General features: G+C 70.3%; 10 protein-coding genes. 5 read left to right on the top strand and 5 right to left on the bottom strand.

The window, feature by feature from the left end:
• The first annotated feature begins 206 nt into the window (after positions 1-206).
• Positions 207-3,974 (top strand): nucleotide-binding protein, encoded by a 3,768-nt coding sequence (locus tag ON27_RS45755; RefSeq protein ID WP_373282732.1) that lies wholly within the window; start codon positions 207-209, stop codon positions 3,972-3,974.
• A gap of 48 nt (positions 3,975-4,022) precedes the next feature.
• Here ON27_RS45755 and ON27_RS44615 read toward each other — a convergent pair whose 3' ends face one another.
• A complete protein-coding gene (locus ON27_RS44615) occupies positions 4,023-4,334 on the bottom strand; it encodes a DUF4254 domain-containing protein (RefSeq protein WP_227954466.1) in 312 nt (103 codons plus the stop codon).
• Between the two features lie 359 nt (positions 4,335-4,693).
• Between ON27_RS44615 and ON27_RS04940 the strand changes: the two genes are divergently transcribed.
• Positions 4,694-5,497, top strand: a complete 804-nt coding sequence (locus tag ON27_RS04940; protein WP_043719982.1) for a GntR family transcriptional regulator — start codon at positions 4,694-4,696, stop codon at positions 5,495-5,497.
• A 4-nt stretch (positions 5,498-5,501) separates the two neighbouring features.
• On the top strand, positions 5,502-6,107 hold the full coding sequence (locus tag ON27_RS04935; protein WP_083887383.1) for a GNAT family N-acetyltransferase: 606 nt from the start codon (positions 5,502-5,504) through the stop codon (positions 6,105-6,107).
• Between the two features lie 52 nt (positions 6,108-6,159).
• On the opposite strand, the gene ON27_RS04930 is transcribed toward ON27_RS04935, so the two are convergent.
• The 3 genes from ON27_RS04930 to eccD are packed head-to-tail and all read right to left on the bottom strand — an operon-like array spanning position 6,160 to position 13,126.
• Positions 6,160-10,239: a type VII secretion protein EccC gene (locus ON27_RS04930; RefSeq protein WP_043719979.1), complete on the bottom strand. Its 4,080-nt coding sequence runs from the start codon at positions 10,237-10,239 to the stop codon at positions 6,160-6,162.
• 44 nt (positions 10,240-10,283) lie between these two features.
• Complete coding sequence (gene mycP / locus ON27_RS04925) at positions 10,284-11,663, bottom strand: type VII secretion-associated serine protease mycosin (RefSeq protein ID WP_051046240.1); 1,380 nt, start codon at positions 11,661-11,663, stop codon at positions 10,284-10,286.
• A 32-nt stretch (positions 11,664-11,695) separates the two neighbouring features.
• The gene (gene eccD, locus ON27_RS04920; protein ID WP_063711277.1) at positions 11,696-13,126 is read right to left on the bottom strand and encodes a type VII secretion integral membrane protein EccD; all 1,431 of its coding nucleotides are present in this window, start codon (positions 13,124-13,126) and stop codon (positions 11,696-11,698) included.
• A 289-nt stretch (positions 13,127-13,415) separates the two neighbouring features.
• On the opposite strand from eccD, the gene eccA reads away from it, so the two are divergent.
• Positions 13,416-15,248, top strand: coding sequence for a type VII secretion AAA-ATPase EccA (eccA, locus tag ON27_RS04915; RefSeq protein WP_043719970.1), 1,833 nt, complete (start codon positions 13,416-13,418; stop codon positions 15,246-15,248).
• A gap of 50 nt (positions 15,249-15,298) precedes the next feature.
• On the opposite strand, the gene eccB is transcribed toward eccA, so the two are convergent.
• Positions 15,299-16,807 carry a type VII secretion protein EccB gene (eccB, locus tag ON27_RS04910; protein WP_043719966.1) on the bottom strand — a complete coding sequence of 503 codons (1,509 nt, stop codon included), beginning with the start codon at positions 16,805-16,807 and terminating at the stop codon, positions 15,299-15,301.
• A gap of 143 nt (positions 16,808-16,950) precedes the next feature.
• Here eccB and eccE point away from each other — a divergent pair, with 143 nt between their 5' ends.
• The gene (gene eccE, locus ON27_RS04905; protein ID WP_083887384.1) at positions 16,951-18,726 is read left to right on the top strand and encodes a type VII secretion protein EccE; all 1,776 of its coding nucleotides are present in this window, start codon (positions 16,951-16,953) and stop codon (positions 18,724-18,726) included.
• Positions 18,727-18,747 lie beyond the last annotated feature (21 nt).

Below are 18,747 nucleotides of genomic sequence, written 5' to 3'. Positions count from 1 at the left end.
GGGTCGAACAGATCGAGGGGGATGCGTGAGCCGGCGGAGCGAGCGAGGCACCGGCGCGGCGTCCTTGGTCACGGCCGAAGCGAACGGCAGGGAGGCGAGGCCGTGAGTGAGCGTAGCGAGCGAGTCACCGGCAGAGCACCCCGGACCAGGACCGAGCCGACCGGCGGCGCGAACACGACGGAGCCCAGCGGCAGCGAGGGGACGTCGTGAGTCGTAGTAACGACGGTCTCCCGATGCTGCCGCCCTGGCTGTCGGAGAGCGAAGTCACTCAGAGCGGCTACGAGGCGCCGGTACAGAACCTCCCGCACGACGATCTCATCGAGGAATCCCCCAGCCGCAGGCGCGGCCGATTCAAGAACCGCTCCCCCGAAGCGGACCGCCCGGACGCCGCGCGTCCGGAGAAGCGCCGCAAGGGCTGGCGTCGCGACAAGAACGAGGGCCATACCGACGACGTCCAGCGGCAGAGCGCATCGAGCCACCCGGCCCAGCCCGGGCCGAACGAGCCCGCGCCTGGTCAGCGGCCACACGACTCCTGGGCACAGCCGTCGAGCGACCCCACGCCCGCTCAACACCAGCCCAACTCCTGGGCACAGCCATCCGGGCCGAACGACCCCACACCCGCTCAACACCAGGCCAACTCCTGGGCACAGCCATCCGGGCCGAACGACCCCACACCCGCCCAGCACCAGGCCAACTCCTGGGCACAGCCGTCGAACGAGTCCGCGTCTGGTCAGCGGCCGGACTCCCGGGGACAACAACCTGGGTCCGACGGCACATCGTCCGCGCAGGGCAGCTCGTGGGAAGCGTCGCCCCAGCGGGGCGCCGTTCCGCAGTCCGGCCTGCCGACCCGCAATCCCTCGCAGCCCTCCCCCGGGTTCCAACCGCTGGGCAGCAGGCCCGCGGAGCAACCCGACGCCCAGCAGGTGCGAGCCCAGCACCGTAGGCCGGATCTGCCGCCCCCACCGCCGCTGCCCGACCCACCCCGACAGGCGGTCGAGGAGCGCCCCGCTCCGCCAACGCACGAGGAGCACGCCCCGTCATCGCACAGTCCTAGCGGCACCGGCCAAGCCACCGGGACCGCGACCGGCCGACCGCTGTTCGCGCCGCAGCCCGGCGGGTGGCCGTCCACCGGCAATCCGCGCCTCGACGCCGCGCTGTCCGCGGTGCGGCCGAGCCAGTGGCCCGGTACTCCGCCCGGGCAGCAGACCCAACTCCCGAACAGTGGCCAGCCCGTCGCACCGCCGACCGGCCTGAACCAGGGGTGGCCGACGGGCGCCGCTCCCGCAGCGCCGACTGCCGGTGACAGCTCCGCGCAGGCGCCCCATGCCGGGCAACCCACCGCGCTCGCGCCGGGCGCCGATCAGGCACAGAGCGCGGACTCTTCTGCACTGCCCCCCGCGCCGCCGACCAGCGCCCCGGCGCCGCCGACCAGCGCATCGGCGGCTCCGACCACCGCCGCACCATCAGCCGCCACCGGCGCAACCCACTCGCGGCAGGCGAGCGACCAGCCCGACGCCCACTCGACGCCGCCCAGCGCCCACTCGGGAACGCAGGCCGACGAGCGGACACTGGAATACAGCGGTCCGGCCGTGCCCGGCGTCGACAGCCCGGCCTCCGAAGGCGTGGATGCGGTCCCACAGAGCCGCCAGGCAGCTCCGACCGAGTCGGCGGATGCGGAATCCGGTCCCCGGCCCACCCCGGCCGCCACCGAAGCCACGCCGCCGGTCGAGGCCGAGGCCGCACCATCAGCGGACGCGGGCCACGTACCGCAGACGGCCGGTCGACCCGCCGTCGCGCAACCGTGGACGGCAGCCTTCGACGAATTGCCGGCGGTGCCGGATACCGAATCTGCCGAACCACCCACCGGAGACGACGCACCTCGCAGGCGCGATCAGCCCGCGCCGCCGACCGAGCCCGCCACCGGCTCCGAGGGGCCGCCGCCCTGGCTCGCCGGTCCGCGGCCCGAGGGGGCCGAGACCTCCGCGACGGGTGCGCCACGCCGTCTCCCACCGCTACCCGATCCGTCCGCGCCTCATGAGCGGCCGGATCATGGTGTAACCGGCACGCAGCCCCCCGCACCGGCGCAGGACGAGCGACATCTGCCACCACGCGGTGCGGACGGTCCGCCGCCATGGCTCGGGCACACCCCGCCGGAGCAGGCAGGTCAGCCGAGCGCACCCGGACTCCCGCCCGCGCCGAACGCGGGTGCCGCACAGGGTGAACAGGCACTCGCCCAAGCGGACCGGCCTGCGAATAGCAGCGCTACCGAGACACCGGCCGCCGCCATGCCCGGTCCGCATGCCGGACAGAGCGGAGCAGGTCCGGTTCCTGCCGTTCCCGGCGACGCCTTCGCGGAAGGCGGCCCGGCTCCCGCGCAGTCGGCCGAAGCCACCGGACAACCCACGGCGAACGTGCAGGCGAATCCTCCTGCTTCGCAATGGCAATACGGTGCCACGGCGTCCGGCTGGACCGCCGCCGCCGAAGCCGGCGGCGCGTCCGTGCGACCGATCGGCGGTGGACGACACCGGTTGCCCGCCGAGCCCAACGCGCCGATCACTGCCGCGGCTCCCGCCGCGCAAGCGCCGGATTTCGACCAGGTACCGATACCTCAGCAACGACCCGCGCCGATTCACGGCGAGGCGGGCGCCGCACAGCCTGGACCGTACGGCGCGAGCGGCGAGTACGCCTGGCCCGTACCGCAATTCGCGAGTGGGCCGATGCCCGGCGCCGCGACGCAGCCTCCGGCCGACCAGTGGACCACCGCCGGACATCCGGGCGCCGTGGCGACCGGCCCCGAAGGCCGTCCGGATCGTCTCACCGCCGGGTCCGCTCCCGCCGAGCAGCCCGCGGACCAGTGGCGCAACGTCGCCGAGCGGAACGCCGCGCCCGAATCCGACCGGACGGCACAGTATTCCGCGCCGCCGATCCCACCGCAGCACGCCGAACCGCAGAACTACGGGCAACCGACCGCGCAGGCGCCGCAGCAGTGGGGCACGCCGCCGGGCTACCCGCAACCGCCCGCCCAGCAGCCGGGCGGTCAGTTCCAGCAGCCTTCACTGGACAATGTGCCGATGCGCCGGGCCAAGCGGGCCCCGGGCTCCGGGTGGCGCAAGGCCGTGCATCACGTGTCCGGCGGCGCGATCAACCCGGGCATGTCCGCCGAGGAACGCAGGCTGCAGGAACTCGTCGCGCGGATCAGGCAGCCGGTGCGCGGCGACTACCGGATCGCGGTGCTCTCGCTCAAGGGCGGTGTCGGAAAGACCACCACCACAATGGGTATCGGCTCGATCTTCGCTTCCATCCGGGGCGACCGGGTGATCGCCGTGGACGCCAATCCCGACTTCGGCACGCTGTCGCAGCGGGTGCCGCTGCAGACCAGGTCCACGGTGCGCGATCTGCTGCTCGACTCGTCCATCCAGCGCTATTCGGATGTGCGCAGGCACACTTCGCAGGCCACGAGCCGTCTGGAAGTGCTGGCCAGCGAACGCGATCCGGCCGCGTCGGAGGCGTTCAGCGAAGAGGAGTACCGCGCGGTCGCCCGGATCCTGCAGCGGTTCTACAACATCATCCTCACCGATTGCGGTACGGGACTGATGCATTCGGCCATGTCCGGTGTGCTGGATCTGGCGCACTCGCTGGTGCTGATCTCCTCGCCCGCCATCGACGGAGCCCGTAGCGCCGCGGCGACGCTGGACTGGTTGTCGCTGCACGGCCACGACCACTTGGTGCGCAACGCGGTGGTGGTGATCAACTCGCCGCGCGCCGGATCGCCGAATGTCGGTATCCAGCAGCTACGGGAGTACTTCCTGTCCCGGTGCCGCGCCGTGCACATCATCCCGTTCGACCCGCACATGTCCGAGGGCGCCGAGATCGATCTGCACCGGCTGCACAAGCAGACCAAGCGGGCCTACGTCGAGCTGGCCGCGACCGTCGCCGACGACTTCGCCACCGATCACCGCCGTTACCGTCCATGACACCCGCCGGGCCGCGGCCCGGCGGGTGAGGGCGAGCGGATCAGCCGCTCACCACTCGGGTAGACGCCGTCTGCCCGCCATGACGTCGCGCACCAGATCGTCGTAGGCGTCCGCGAGTTCGGCGAGGTGATGCCATGCGTTGTGCAACAACTCGTCGTGCGCGTCGAGAGTCATCAAGGCGTGATGCGCGCGCACCGAAGACTCGGCGAGGCGGTCGATCACCGCACCCACCGTTTCGGTGTGCAACGTGGCGCCGAGCCGATGTTGCGGCACGCTGCGCATCACCCAGTCGTCGATGGCCATCACCAACTCGACTCTGCGACGCTCGATTTCGCGGATCACCGCCACGGAGGTGTCCACCGAACCGCCGCGGCCGACCAGACGGCGCTCATGTAGCACTGCCAGATCACGAGCGAACCACAGGAGCGGACCACCGACCACGCGGTGCCCGCGACACGCCCGAACCAATAGATCGGACGTGGGAACCAATCCCGGTGCCGAAGAGCGCACCGAAGGATCGACACACCTCGATGTGCCGGGGAGGGCCATTACGACCGTTGTATCCGAACCTGCCACGTTGCCTCGCCGTCATCGCCGCACAACACCGGATCAGGACGTTCATTACAATAAACCTCTGAAGGCACCTGTCAAGCGTTAACGGGCCGCAGAGAGTCACGGGGAGTACACTTCGTTACCTGCATGACCAACCGAGGAGCAAGATGGCGGACGGTCCGACGTATCACCGGATCGCAGACCTCCTCCGCGAGGAGATCCGCGCAGCCAAGTGGAAGCCGGGCGATCGTCTGCCCAGTCATTCCGAGCTTGCCGATCGAATGCAGGTCTCGATCACGACCGCCCGCAACGCTGTCCAAGTGCTGGTGACCGAGAACCTGGTCTACACAGCTACTTCCCGCGGCACGATCGTTCGAAACCAAGAAGTGCTCGAATCCGTTGTGACCGACTCTATCCGCCCCGACCGGCCGCAGACCCCGCACGACATCTTCGAGGAGATCGCGCGGGCCGCGAACCGGGAGCCGTCGAAGGAGTTCAGCGCGAAAATGGAGCCGGCCGGTCCCGAGGTCGCGTCCTGGCTGGGTGTGCCGCGGGATTCCTGGGTGCTGGCCAGGACCGTGGTCCAGTATCTGGACAACGAGCCGTGGTCATGGGAGGTCAGTTTCTATCCCCGGGATCTGGCCGAGGCCACCGGAATCGACTCCCCGCACGACATTCCGGAAGGCACCACCCGGCGCCTCGCCGACCGTGGCCACGCCGAGACCGCGCATCGCGACACGCTCGTCGCCCGGCCCGCGAACGCGGAGGAAGCCTCGGTGCTCGGCGTCGCCACCGGCACCATCCTGCTCGACCACTTGCGCATCGGCGCGAACCACACCCGCGTCACCCGGGCCACCCGGCATCGTTCGCTCGCCACCGGCAACCGCTTGGCCTACGAACTCGGCGACGCCGAAGGCACGGCGGTCATCCGGACCACGCTCGCCGACTCGCCCGGGTCCGGTCCGGCCTAGCCTCATGACGATCGCGCTCCGTCAGGCAACAGTGGGCGATCTCGGCATGATCTGCCGTCTGCGCGTGCAGCGTACGGCGTGGCTCACCGCGCGCGGGTCCGACCAGTGGACGGTCGCCGGGCGCGGACTGCCCATCGAGATCTTCGCCCGGGCCGTCGGACACGCGCTGGACGCGGGCGAGACCTGGATCGCCGAGGTGGCGGGCGAACCGGCGGGGACCATCACCGTCAACGACCGCGCCGATGCCGGTCTATGGTCCCGCTGGGAACTCGAGGACTCGGTGATCGTCCATTTCATGATCGTGGACCTGCGATTCGCGGGCCGGCGCGTGGGCCATCGCATGCTCGCCCACGCGGGAACGCTCGCGCGCCACCAGCAACGCCAGTGGGTGCGCCTGGACGCCTGGACCACCAATACCGACCTGCACGACTACTACCGCTCGGCGGGATTCCGGCTGGTCCGCATCGCGGGGCCGCTCATGCTGGGGCCGTCGCGCGCGCTGTTCGAGCGACGCGTGGACAGCTGGGAGCCCGAACTACCGGTACCGGTACCGATACTCGGACGGCCGACTGCCTCGGCGGTTCTGCGTCCACCGCAAGCGAACAACTGAAGCCCGCTCCGAAACCGTGAGCGCTGGTGACAGAAGCGCGACCGCGGCACGGTCAGACCGGCGGCAAGTGCGCGATATGCACCATCTCGATACCTCGACTGCGCGACACCAGTGTTCCGCGACCGGGCGGCAGCTTGCTCGGCCGCACGTCGCCCATCAGCTTGCCCTCGTCGCGCGACCCGCTCATGATCAACGTCTCCACCGACAGGTTCTTCATGGTGCCCAGCACCGGGTCGTACAGCGCACGGGACACACCGCCGCTGCGGCGCGTGACCACGAGGTGCATGCCGATGTCGCGGGCCTGCGGCAGGTATTCCAGCAGCGGCGCGAACGGGTTCATGCCGCTGCCGGTCACCACCATGTCGTAGTCGTCGACCACGATGTAGATCTCCGGGCCGCTCCACCAGCTGCGTTCCCGCAACTGCTGCGGTGTGATGTCCGAGCCGGGAATCCGCTTGGCCAGGTATCCGGCCACCTCCTGCAGCATCGGACCGCAGGTCTGCGACGAGGTGGAGTATCCGGCCAGGTGGTCGCCCTCGACCACACCGAGCATGGTGCGGCGGTAGTCGATCATGATGATCCTGGCCTGCTCGGTGGTCGACTGCTCGACCACGCCCATCACGATGTTGCGCAGCAGGGTGGTCTTGCCGCTCTCCACGTCGGCGAACGCCATGAAGTGCGGCTCGACGCCGAAATCCAGGACCAGCGGCTGCAATTCGGACTCGCCGAGACCGACCACGACCCGGGTGGGGCCGAGTTCGATCCCCTGGGCTCGCGCGGAGGCCAGCAGTTCGTCCCGGCCGAACCGCAACGGCAGCATGCGTACCTCCGGCGCGCGGCGGTTCGGGTACAGCTGCTCGAGCTCGGTGCGCGCGTGCGCGACGCCCTCGGCCAGGCTGCCCGGATCGGAGTCGGAATCCAGACGCGGCAGGGCGATCAGCATGTGCAGCTGGTCCGGGGTCATACCGCGACCCGGGCGACCGACCGGGACCTGATGCGCGGTGCGCCTGCCCATCTCCGAATCCGACGGATCACCGAGCCGCAGTTCGAGTCGGGTGCCGATCTGGTCCTTGACCACCGGACGGATCTCGGCCCAGCGGGAGGCGGCGATCATCAGGTGGATGCCGAACGACAAACCCTGCGCTGCGATGGCGTTGATCTGCGGTTCCAGCACGTCGAACTCTTCGCGGATCGCGGCCCAGCCGTCGATCACCAGGAATACGTCGCCGAACTTGTCGTCGGCCAGCGGGTTCGCCGGTCCGGCGGTGCCGTCCGCGACGCGCGGGTCGTCGGCGAACTTCCGGCGCCGGAACTCGGCCATCGACTCGATGCCCAGTGCGGCGAACCGCTCCTCGCGCTGGCGCATCAGCGTGGTGAGTTCGGCGACGGTGCGGCGCACCCGGTCGCTGTCGAGGCGACCGGCCACCGAGCCCACGTGCGGCACCCCGGACAGGCCCGTCATGCTGCCGCCGCCGAAGTCGAGGCAGTAGAACTGCGCCTGTTCGGGGCTGTGTGTGGCCGCGGTCGCCATGACGATGGTGCGCAAGGTCGTCGACTTGCCCGACTGGGGGCCGCCGACCACCGCGACATGCCCCTGTGCGCCGGACAGGTTGACGGTGAGCACATCGCGCCGCTGCTCGTACGGCTTGTCGATGACGCCGATCGGCATCCACAACTGGCCGTGCCGGTTGACCGGCGAACGCCAGTCCGGGTCGGGCAGCAGCATGTCGACGGTCGGGGATTCGTCCAGGGGCGGCAGCCACACCTCGTGTGCCGGGCGGCCGTGCCCGGTGAGCCGCTTGACGACCACGTCGAGCAGCGTGTCGGGGATGCCCTCGTCGGCGCCGGGGACTGCCCCTGCGGCCGACGGCGGCGGGGGCAGCTCCAGCAGGGGGTTCGACGGCGCCGCGGGCTGCGCCTCCGTCTCCGTCTCGATCGGCTCGGGCAGTTCCACGGGCGAGGCGGTGAACAGCGCGGGACGGTGCCCGGCGACCGGGCTGCCGTCCTCGCCGGTGACCGTGCCCTGCGGCGCGACGTACGGTCCGGACACGTAACTCGCGTTGAATCGCAGCGGATCCGACGCATCGCTTTTCAGGTACCCCGAGCCGGGCACGCTCGGCAAGTGGTAGGCGTCGGTGATGCCGAGTACCGCGCGCGATTCGTTCGCCGAGAACGTGCGCAGGCCGATGCGGTAGGACAGATGCGATTCCAGGCCGCGCAGCTTGTTCTCCTCCAGTCGCTGCGAAGCCAGCAGCAGGTGCACGTGCAGCGACCGGCCCAGGCGGCCGATCATCACGAACAGCTCCGCGAAATCGGGCTTCTGCGAGAGCAACTCGGAGAACTCGTCGACGACGATGAACAGGGCGGGCAGTGGGTCGAGCGGCACGCCGGCGGCGCGCGCCTTCTCGTAGTCGGTGACGTTGGCGTAGTTGCCCGCCGAACGCAGCAGCTCCTGGCGGCGGTTCATCTCACCGGCGAGCGCGTCCTTCATGCGGTCGACCAGCGACAGTTCCTCTTCCAGGTTGGTGATCACCGCGGCGACGTGCGGCAGCGAGTCGAGGCCGAGGAAGGTCGCGCCGCCCTTGAAGTCGACGAGCACCAGGTTCAGCGCGTCCGGCGAATGCGTGGTGACCAGCGAGAGCACCAGCGTGCGCAGGAATTCCGACTTGCCGGACCCGGTGGCGCCGATGCACAAGCCGTGGGGGCCCATGCCGTTCTCGGCCGATTCCTTGATGTCGATCTCCACCGGCGTGCCGTCGGGGGTGATGCCGATCGGCACCCGGAGCCGTTCCCGGGCCGTGCGCGGACGCCACACCCGCGCCGGATCGATCTGGGCCGCGTCCGGGATCTTCAGCAGCGCCATCAGTCCCGGGTCCGTCGTGGTTCCCTCACCGAGACTGACGATCTGCGCCGCCGTCGCGAGGCGGTATCTGGCCAGGGAGCGGGCGAAGGCCTCGGCCTCGGCCGTGCTCACCTGGTCCGCGGTGGCGAACTTCTCCACACCGGCCGCACTGCGCGCCGACACTTCGCCGTCCGCGGCGACCAGTTGCAGTCCGCGCCGCGCCGCGAGCCCGCCTTCCGGTGCGGTGAGGTCGAGCACGGTGACCGAGTCCAGACCCGATTCGCTGACCAGCCGTTCGCTGCCGCTGACGTAGCCGTCGTCGATGACGACCACGAGGTGCAGCCGCCCCTGGGTCGGCTGCGGGTTGCGCATGAACCGGCCGCGCTCGAGCAGTTCGGCCGCCAGCGCCGTCTCCAGCTCGCCGAGCGAGTGGTACATCATCCGCGCCGAGCCCATGCCGTCGCGCTGGGTCGGATGTTGCAACTGCGGCAGCCATTTCGCCCAGGACCAGGCCGGACCGTCCGGGTCGGCGCAGACGATCGCGACGGCGAGATGGTCGGGGCCGTGGAAGGTGACCAGCTCCATCAGCATCGCCCGCACCAGCATGTGCGCGTCCTCGGCCGGACCGCTGATGTTGATGGCGGGAAACGCGCGCAACGACACCGCGGTCGGCAGCCGGTGCACCACCGAGTGGGTGCGCACGAAACGGCGCAACGCCACGGTGGAGACCGGTTCCAAGTCCTCCAGCGGTCCCGTCTCCGGGCGCGCCAGTTTGGTGGCCAGCCGGTGGCTGCCGACCCCGACGCGCACGTGCCCGAAGTCCGGGTCGTTTGGCCTGCGCTCCCACATCCGCCTCGTCCCGATCAGGGACGGCAGGTCGGCGGGCTCGGGATGACTCCACCGGAGCGTCTCCAACTGCTTGCCGCCCGTGCGGCGCACGTCCTTTCGGACCTGGTCCAAGTAGCGGAAGTAGTCCTTGCGCTCCTCGTTGAGTTCGACCGCGCGTTTGGGACCGCCGCCACGGAAGCCCGCCATCATGCCGACCATCGACATGAGCATCATCAACGGGAACATCATCATGAACGGATTGGCCAGCATGTTGCGGCCCATCATCGCCATCATGGCGATCATGCCGACCACCGCGATCACCATGACGACGGGCATCAGCTTCATCATCAGCGGCGCGGGCAGCGCGCGTGCGATCTCCGGAGGCGCCGACAGCGCCACCTCGCCACCGGGCGCCCGGGGCGGCGCGATGCGGGGGCGGCGCACAAAGCCTTCGGTAACCATGGTTCCTTCGTTCGGTCGGCGACGAGCGGTCGATGCGGCGGCCGCTAGGGATCGAACTCCGCGTTCGGGTCCGGCCCGGACCGGCGGAACGGGATCGCCACCGCGGCGCCCACGGCCAGGCAGGCCAGGCAGACGATGGAGCCGATGACGGCGATCCGGCGCGGTCGCGGGTCGGGGCCGGGCGGGATCACCGGCGCGGCGACGGCCCGTGGGACGTCGGCCCCTGCGCCGACGGGCTGGTCGGGCAGCTGCGCGGTCAGCGCGGCGAGCGGATCGATCAGGCCGTGCCCGATCCGGTCGTCGCGTCCGGTGCCCGGCCCGTGCGCGGTGCGGATGATGCGGTCCATCACCTGCTGCGCGGTGAGTTCCGGAAAACGCGAGCGCACCAGCGCGGCCAGTCCGGCCACATAGGGCGCCGCGAAGCTGGTGCCCTCCACACCCCTGATCCCCTCGGTGGTCTGTACGCCGTCGACCAGCCCCGCGCCGCCCGGCTTGCTGTCCAGCGACACGATATTGCGGCCGATCGCGGCGACGGCCACCCACGGCCCGTGCAGCGAGAGCTCGGAGACCTGGCCCGTCGAGTCCACCGACCCCACCGAGAGCACGTAAGGCGTGAACCACGCCGGGCTCGCGACCGTCACCACCGAGCCCCAGCCGGAGCCGTCGTTCTGTTTCGAGCACGCGCCGTCGGGCTGTAGATTGCCCGCGGCCGCGACCACCACGACATTGCGCTCGTAGGCGTACTTCACCGCCGCGCCCAGCGAGCCGTCGGCCGTGTCGGAACCGGCCGCGGTGCAGGCCACTTCGGAGATATTGATGACGGTCGCGCCGAGGTCGACGGCACGGACGACGGCCGCGGCCAGCGTGAGCACGCTGCCGTAACCGTCGCTGCTGATCTTGCCCGGCGGGTCGTCGCGGCCGCTGCGGTCCTTCGGTTCGTAGGCCAGGCTCAGTTGCCGGATGGTGAGCAGGTCCGCGTCGGGCGCGACGCCGGCGAAGGCGTCGCCGGGACTCGGCTGTGCCGCGATGATCCCGGCGACGAGGGTGCCGTGGCCGTCGCAGTCGACCGTCCCGTCGCTGTCGGAGACGAAGTCACCGCCCGGTTGCAGGGAACGCAGCCGCGGATGCGGATTCACCCCGGTATCGATGACGGCCACCTTCTGCCCGGCGCCGCGGCTGAACCGCCACGCCGACGGTAGATCCAGCACCCGCTGCGCCATCGGCGGTTCACTGGGCGGACTGCCGGTGAGCACGGGTTCGGCGCAGACGGCGCGCTGCTCGGTCGGTTCCAGCGGCGCGGGCCGCCCGCTCAGACCCTGTGCGGCGCCCAGTGCGCCGGGATCGATCCCGGGCGGCGCGATCGCCTGCGCGCTCGGCCACGGCACGCCGATGGCGGCGCCGACCACCGTTGCGGCACAGGCCATCCGCAGGACGCTCCGGCGGAAGGCGCTGCCGGTCATATGTTCCGGGCCATCGAGTAGACGTTCATGACCCACAGCACCAGCGGGATCACCGCCACGATCAGCAGGTACTCGAAGACTTCGATCATCCGCCTGGTCACCGGGGTGACCTCGATGTGCGGACCGATCACACCGAATCCGATCACACCGGTCGCGAACGCGAGCAGCACGCCTGCCGCGAGCGGGGTGTATTCGACGTCGCCCGCGGCCATCCCGACGATCAGGGCGACGGCGGTGACACAACCACCGCCGATCATCGTCGCCGCCTGGACGAGATCGGCGAACGAGCGGCCGCGCAGCGCGAGGATGATCGCGGCCACGACCGCCAGTGTGATGCCCTGCCAGCGTGGCGAACCCAGCGGATCGGCCACGCCGAACGCGCCGACGACGACGCTCGCGGTGCACGCCGCGAGCAGGCCGGACTGGAACCGGTTGGCCGTGCGCGCCCGTTCCCCGAGGCCCGCCGCCGACGGCAGGGCGCTGGCGCCGATGGCGCCGACGCCCTCGATGGTCGGTCGCGGCTCGTGGTCGGCCGGATCGATCGCGCCGCCCGCGGTCGGCACCGGCGGAATCGGCAGCCGCGCGAGCACGGCTGCCAGCCGCGGCACCGCCGAGACGATCGCGATCCCGGCCACCACCAGGCCGGCCGACAGCTTCGGCAGGCCGGGATGCCAGATCAGGTAGATCACCGCCGCCACACCCGCGAACACCGCTAGCGCCGCGGCGCAAGAGAACAGCGTGGCGCCGGTGCCGGTTATCCGATAGCCCAGCAGCGCCGCGACCAGCAGCACCGAACTGCCCAGCAGCAGATGGGGACTGCCGAGCGTGCCCGGCACGAGCAAGGCGGCGCCCCCGAACAGCAGCAGTAGCCCGTTCAGCGACAACCAGGTGGCGGTGACCTGGTCGGTGTACTTGCGCGCCGCGATGCCCGCGGCGACGAATGCCGCGACGCCACTGCCGAGCAAGGCGAAGGCGGGCGCGAGCGGATCGCCGTTCCCGCGCGAGACCACCAGCACGGCCAGCGCGATCAGCACGGTCAGCGCCGAGACGACCAAACCCATCCAGCGGGCGGCCGTACCGGACCAGCTCCGGAATTCCTCTGCGGTGAGGCGGGATACGGCGTCGATGACGTCGTCGAAGAGGGCGGGCGCCTCCTTCGCGGCGACCGACCGCAGCACCAGTAGTTCACCGTCGTACACCTCGGCCTCGGTGAGCGTGCGACTCGGCGCTATCGCCTCCCTGCCCAGCCGGGCCAAGGTCCAGTGCTGCGCCTCCAGCGGCGTCGCTTCCTCCTCGGCCTCCGGCCGCTCCGGGTTGCGCGATTCGATCAGCGCCACCAGATCGCCGATGAAGGTGGCGATCGGCACGGTGGCGGGCAACCCGACATCGACCTGCGTGTTGCCGCCGATGACCGAGACCCGACTCAATACGGGCTCGGTGGCACGAGTACCGCTCGCCGACTCGATCAACGGAAACCATCCCCCGCCCTCATCCGGAACACCGATTCGCGCACCGCCAACCGCAATTGACCGAACACGCCTCGAGTGAACACTTCAACACGCGTCAAGCACTCTCACACATAGACGACTCTTGCGTTGCGACCTCCCGGCAGCTGAACCTAATGTAACGGACGCACCGGGCCACGCGCGATCGGTAGTCTGGTATCCAGATGAACGTCTCTACTACGAGAAACGAAGATTTCGGGGTTCGACAGCAATGACCGGCAACCGCCAAGCACAACGCGCATTCGACGCCGGAATCCTGTCACTCGGATTGTCCATCGAGGGGCAAGAATCCGCACGTGATCTCGACTATGCGAAACTGGCTTTTCAACGCGCCACGGAGTGGGATCCCACGATGTGCGACGCCTGGCTCGGCCGCGCCGCCGCCGGAGAGCTGACCAAGGACGTTCTGTTCAATCTGCACAAGACCAGTGCGAGCACGCTCTATCGTGAGCAACGCAGGCTCGGTCTGCGTCCGCGGGAGCTCGCGGGCCGCTTCCTGCCCGGCCTGTACATCGATTACCCGCTGGCCAACCACACCGAGATCACCCTGGCCTGGGCGGCACACCTGATCGCCGACAAAGAGTACGACGAGGCCGAGCGGGTGCTCGACGACCTCGACACGTTCCGCAAAGGCCAGCTGAGCAACACCGAAGGCGAGATCGACGACCGCATCTGCGCGTATGTGCGCGGCGTCCTGCACTACAACACCCAGCGCTGGCCCGATGTGATGGCGGTGCTCGCCGGTTCGGCGGACTGGGAGGACCCGTACCTGGCGGCGGGCGCGCACGTCATGGTCGGCACCGCCTGCGCCCAGCTCGGCTTGTTCGGCGAGGCGATCCGGCGGATGCAGCAGGCCGAGGCGGGCCCGATCCCGGCGGCCCGCTCCACCGCGATGTTCTGCCGTGGCCTGTGCCTGCGGGAATCGGGCAACGAGAGCGAAGCCCAGGCGCTGTTCGAGAAGGTGTACTCGCAGGCGCCGGATTTCGAGGCGAACGCGGCCGCGATGCGCGACCGCACCTATCGGATCACCGTCACCAGCCGCGAGGTGATCGATGCGCGGACCGACAAGTGGGACCCGGCGTCCTCGCCGTCGATGGAGCAGATGGAGCAGGCCGAGAGCCAGGACCGGGCGAAGAAGATCCTCGTCGAGGCCCGCGCCGAATTGGACTCGCAGATCGGTCTCGCCTCGGTGAAAACCCAGGTGGCCAAGCTCCAATCCTCCGCGCAGCTGGCGAAGATCCGGGCCGAGAAGGGGTTGGCGAGCCAGCCGCGCGGCCAGCACCTGGCCTTCACCGGGCCGCCGGGCACCGGCAAGACCACCATCGCCCGGGTGGTCGCCAAGATCTACTGCGGTGTCGGCCTGTTGAAGACCGACAAGGTGGTCGAGGCCAAGCGCGTCGACTTCGTCAGCCAGAACCTCGGCGGCACCGCGATCAAGACCGAGAAGCTGATCGACACCGCCATGGACGGCGTGCTGTTCATCGACGAGGCGTACACCCTGATCCAGACCGGTCTGCAAGGCGGTGACGCGTTCGGCCGCGAGGCGGTGGACACCCTGCTGGCGCGCATGGAGAACGACCGTGATCGCCTCGTCGTGATCATCGCGGGCTACGACGGCGAGATCGACCGGTTGCTCACCGCCAACGACGGCCTGGCCTCACGTTTCTCGAAGCGGCTGCAGTTCCCCTCCTACACCCCCGAGGAACTGGGGCAGATCGGCCAGGTCATCGCGCGCAAGCGGGACTCGGACCTGTCCGACGGCGCGCTCGAGCAGCTGGTGCAGGCCTGCGAGCGCCTGTACGCGATGCAGAGCACCGACCAGAGCGGGCAGCCGCGCCGCGGCGTCGACCTCGCGGGCAACGGGCGGTTCGTCCGCAACGTGATCGAGGCGGCCGAGGAGGAGCGCGAATTCCGGTTGGCCAACGACGAATCGCTGGACCTCACCGACATCGATGAGGCGGTGCTGCGCCGCATCGAGGCGTCGGATATGAAGCTGGCCCTGTCCGGCCTGCTCACCTCGCTGAACGTCGGTTGGACGGACTGAGTCCGGCCGACGATCGCGGTCGGGTCGGCGGACCAGGGCCGGTCGAACGTCTATCGCGTGGGCAGCGAATCGTGACCGACCAGCGCTTCGCGCGCGGACAGGGTAGGGCCGGGCACCATCTGGCCGATGATCGCCCACGGCGCGAGGCGTGGGGAGTTGCCGAGGCCGAGCACGTTCGCGGCGGCGGCGTCCGGAATGCCGTAGCGCACCCCGGTGTCGGCGACGTAGAACAGGCTGCCCCGGCGCGGGCTGCCCGGCTCCATGCCGGTCACTTGGACATATTCGCCCGAGCCCGGTGACAGGTAGACCGCGTCCACCCGGTCGCCGACGCCATCGGAGGTGGACAGCTCGACGGGCTTCGCGGATTCCGGAACCGGCAGGCGGGTGCCGACCAGCAGGCCGACCGTCGCGCGTTCGCCGGGGCCGTCGCCCGCGTCGTCCTCGCGCTGCGCCGGAGCGGTGCCCGGCGACTTCGCCCAGGCCACACAGGTGACGGGCGCGTCTTCGGCGGGCAGGATCTCGGGGTTGCGCACCGGGAAGTCGTCGATCGGCAAGCGCTGGACGACGGGAACCCGGTCCAGCACGTCGGGCGGCACGGTCGCGATCTCCCGCATGCCGTGCGAATCGGCGTACCTGATCACCTGTGCGGTGAACGGCGACACCGGCTGCACGCCGTCGGCGAGTACGACATACAGCGCGGAATTGCCTTCCCGCCCCACGCCGGACACCGAGATGACGCCGCCGACGGGGATGTCCGCCAGCGGGCCCGGACCCCGCGCACCGGCCTGCGGTATCTGCGGCGGAGTCAGCGCGGGCACCTGCCTCGTCGCGCCGAGCAATCCGGTGCCGACCGGCCGTGGCCGGTGCGCGGTGAGGTCCAACGCCCTGCTCATCACCGAATTCGCCGGGTCGACCTCGGCGCGTTTGCCGTCGTAGACCAGGTAGGTCTTGTTGTCGCGGCGGACCAGCAGCGCCTCGTCCGCACCCGCGGTGCTGATCCGGTCGGAGAGGGCGGGCCCGCCCGCGACGACCGTCGTCACAGCTCCCGGCGAAGCGGCGGCGCTACCGCCCTCGGACAGCGGGATCGTCTCGCACAGTGCCCACTCCGAATCGTCGCCCTGCGCGGACCCGGGCAACGCGCTCGGCGCGCCGGGGATGCCGAGCAGCGCTCCGCGCGGCAGGTCGTTGAGCTTGCTGTCCTTCACCGCGTGCGGCTCGGCGTTCGTACCGGTGATCAACCGCGCCGACGCCAGGTTCAGCACGGGGTGCAGGGTCTTGCCGCCGTCCTCGCGCTGCACCACCACGTACAGCGCGCCGCTCTGTTTGCCCGACACGATCAGGGCATCGCCGATCGCGCCCTGCGGACGCAGGAAGGCCAGGATCGCGGCGCCCGCCACCACCAGCACGCCGAGCACCGCGCCCACCAGCAGCGAGCGAATCTGGGAACGCATCGGATCGTGCAGCATGCGTACGTCCCGACGAACCAGCGCGTGATCGAGCCTGCGCAACAGGAATCGATATCCGTTCACCTGGGCGCGGGTGGTCAGCTGTGCAGGCACATGGTCTCCATCGAGCTATCGATCACCATCTCTTTCGACACGGTACCGTAATTCGGACGACGGCCCTGAACCGATGGAATCCGAAGCCGATCAATGTTGGCCGCATGCAGGCGAGGCAGGGATAAACAACTGTGGACGAGACGATGAACGGCGAACCAACCGGCAGCGAAAATTCGGATGCGCCGGAGCCGGGAATTCCCCGCCGGTCGGCCTATGACACATTGCGGGATCCGGAATTCTGGTTGTTCCGCATTTTTCCGCTGCGCGTGATCGTGCCCGTGGTATTACTCGCCGCCGCCCTCGCGTGGATCGTCCTCGCGCTCGCCGACTCGATCTGGGGCGCCTGCGCCGCGGGCGCGGTCGCCGGGCTCGCCGGTCTGACCCCGATCGGTGGCCGCACGCCCGCCGAACGGGTCGGCAGCGCGATCGCCCGCCGCCGCCCCGGCCTGGGTGCGGCCGAACGCCTCGCGCAGGCGCCTGCCCTCGACGTGCCGCTCGCCGAGGGCGGCGGTTACGGCGTGCGCTGGGACGGCGATCTGCTGCTCACGATGCTCCGGATCGACCCGCCGCCGGACACGCTGACGCTGCTCGATCGCGGCTCGCTCAGCACCGACCAACTGCTCCCGCTCACCGAAATCGCCCGCTGCCTGGATCAATTCGATCTGACGCTGGCCGGTGTCGACGTGGTGAGCACCGGCGCGCGCACCGCGGGCACCGGCGTCGCGGCCCAACTGTACGACCGCATCCTCGGTCCACTGCCCGCCATCGCGTACCGCACCTGCTGGCTCGTGCTGCGGATGGATCCGCTGGCCAACGCCGAGGCGGTGGACAACCGCGGCGGCGGCAGCAGCGGCGCGCTGCGTACCGCGATCATCGCCACCCGCCGGGTCGCCAACCGGCTCGCCGCCCACGACATCGCCGCCTCGGTGCTGACCGCCACCGAGATGAACACCGCGGTGCGCCGGCTCACCCATGGCTTCGATGTCGACCAGCTCGCCGAATCACCGAAATCGCTGGAGTTCCAGGGGCGTTACCTCACCCAGTACCAGATCGCGGCCGACATGATCGGCCCGCGCGGCCTGGCCGGCATCTGGGCGGTGCCCAGCCTGTCCACCACGGTGACGCTGCGCTTGCGGCCGGGCGCGAGCCGCCACGATCGACACGCCGATCTCGCCGACACCGTGGTGCTCAACGCCGTCGTCCGCTTCGACACCGTCACGCCGCCGGAGCAGCCGCCGCTGCCCGGCCTGCGCGAGCTGGTCGGCAACCAGCTGCGAATCCTGCTGGACACCTTGCCCATCGGTTACGCGGGCCGCTGGGGCAGTGACATCGCCTACCGCGGCACCTTGGCCGCGCTCGCCGGGTTCGCGGTGCCGACCGCGGGCTGCGGTCAGCTCATCGGCGCCGACGAACGCGGCCAGGGCATCGCGGTGCCGCTGATCGGCGAGGGCACCCGGCACCTCGAGGTGATCGGCAACCTGGACCTGGCCCAGCAGGTGATCCTGCGCGCCACCGCGCTCGGCGCCCATGCCATCGTGCACACCGCCCGGCCCGAGGCTTGGCACACCATGGTGGTGAATCTCAATGCTCCACATGTGCTTTCGATCGCACCGCGCGCCGCGGGCGCAAGCTACCACCCACCGGCTCCCCCGCCCGCGCCCGCCGCGCCCTATCCGAGCACGACGGTGCTGGTCTTCGACGGCATCCCGCCGATCGCGCACGCGGGCGGCGCGACGGTCGTGCACGTGCGCAGGCCCGACGACCCCGGCAGGTCGGTCGACGCGGACGTCACGCTGATCCAGGATCCGCAGGCGCCCAACCGAATCACGGTGCGCACGGCCGCGCGAAGCGCGACAGTGCTCATGGTCACCACACCGGACGAGATGCACTACATCGGCGAGTCGCTGGCGGCGCGATAGCCGGCGGACACACGAGACGGC

This window comes from Nocardia asiatica NBRC 100129 (assembly GCF_000308415.1).
Taxonomy (GTDB): domain Bacteria; phylum Actinomycetota; class Actinomycetes; order Mycobacteriales; family Mycobacteriaceae; genus Nocardia; species Nocardia asiatica.
This window is presented reverse-complemented; position numbering and strand designations above follow the sequence as displayed.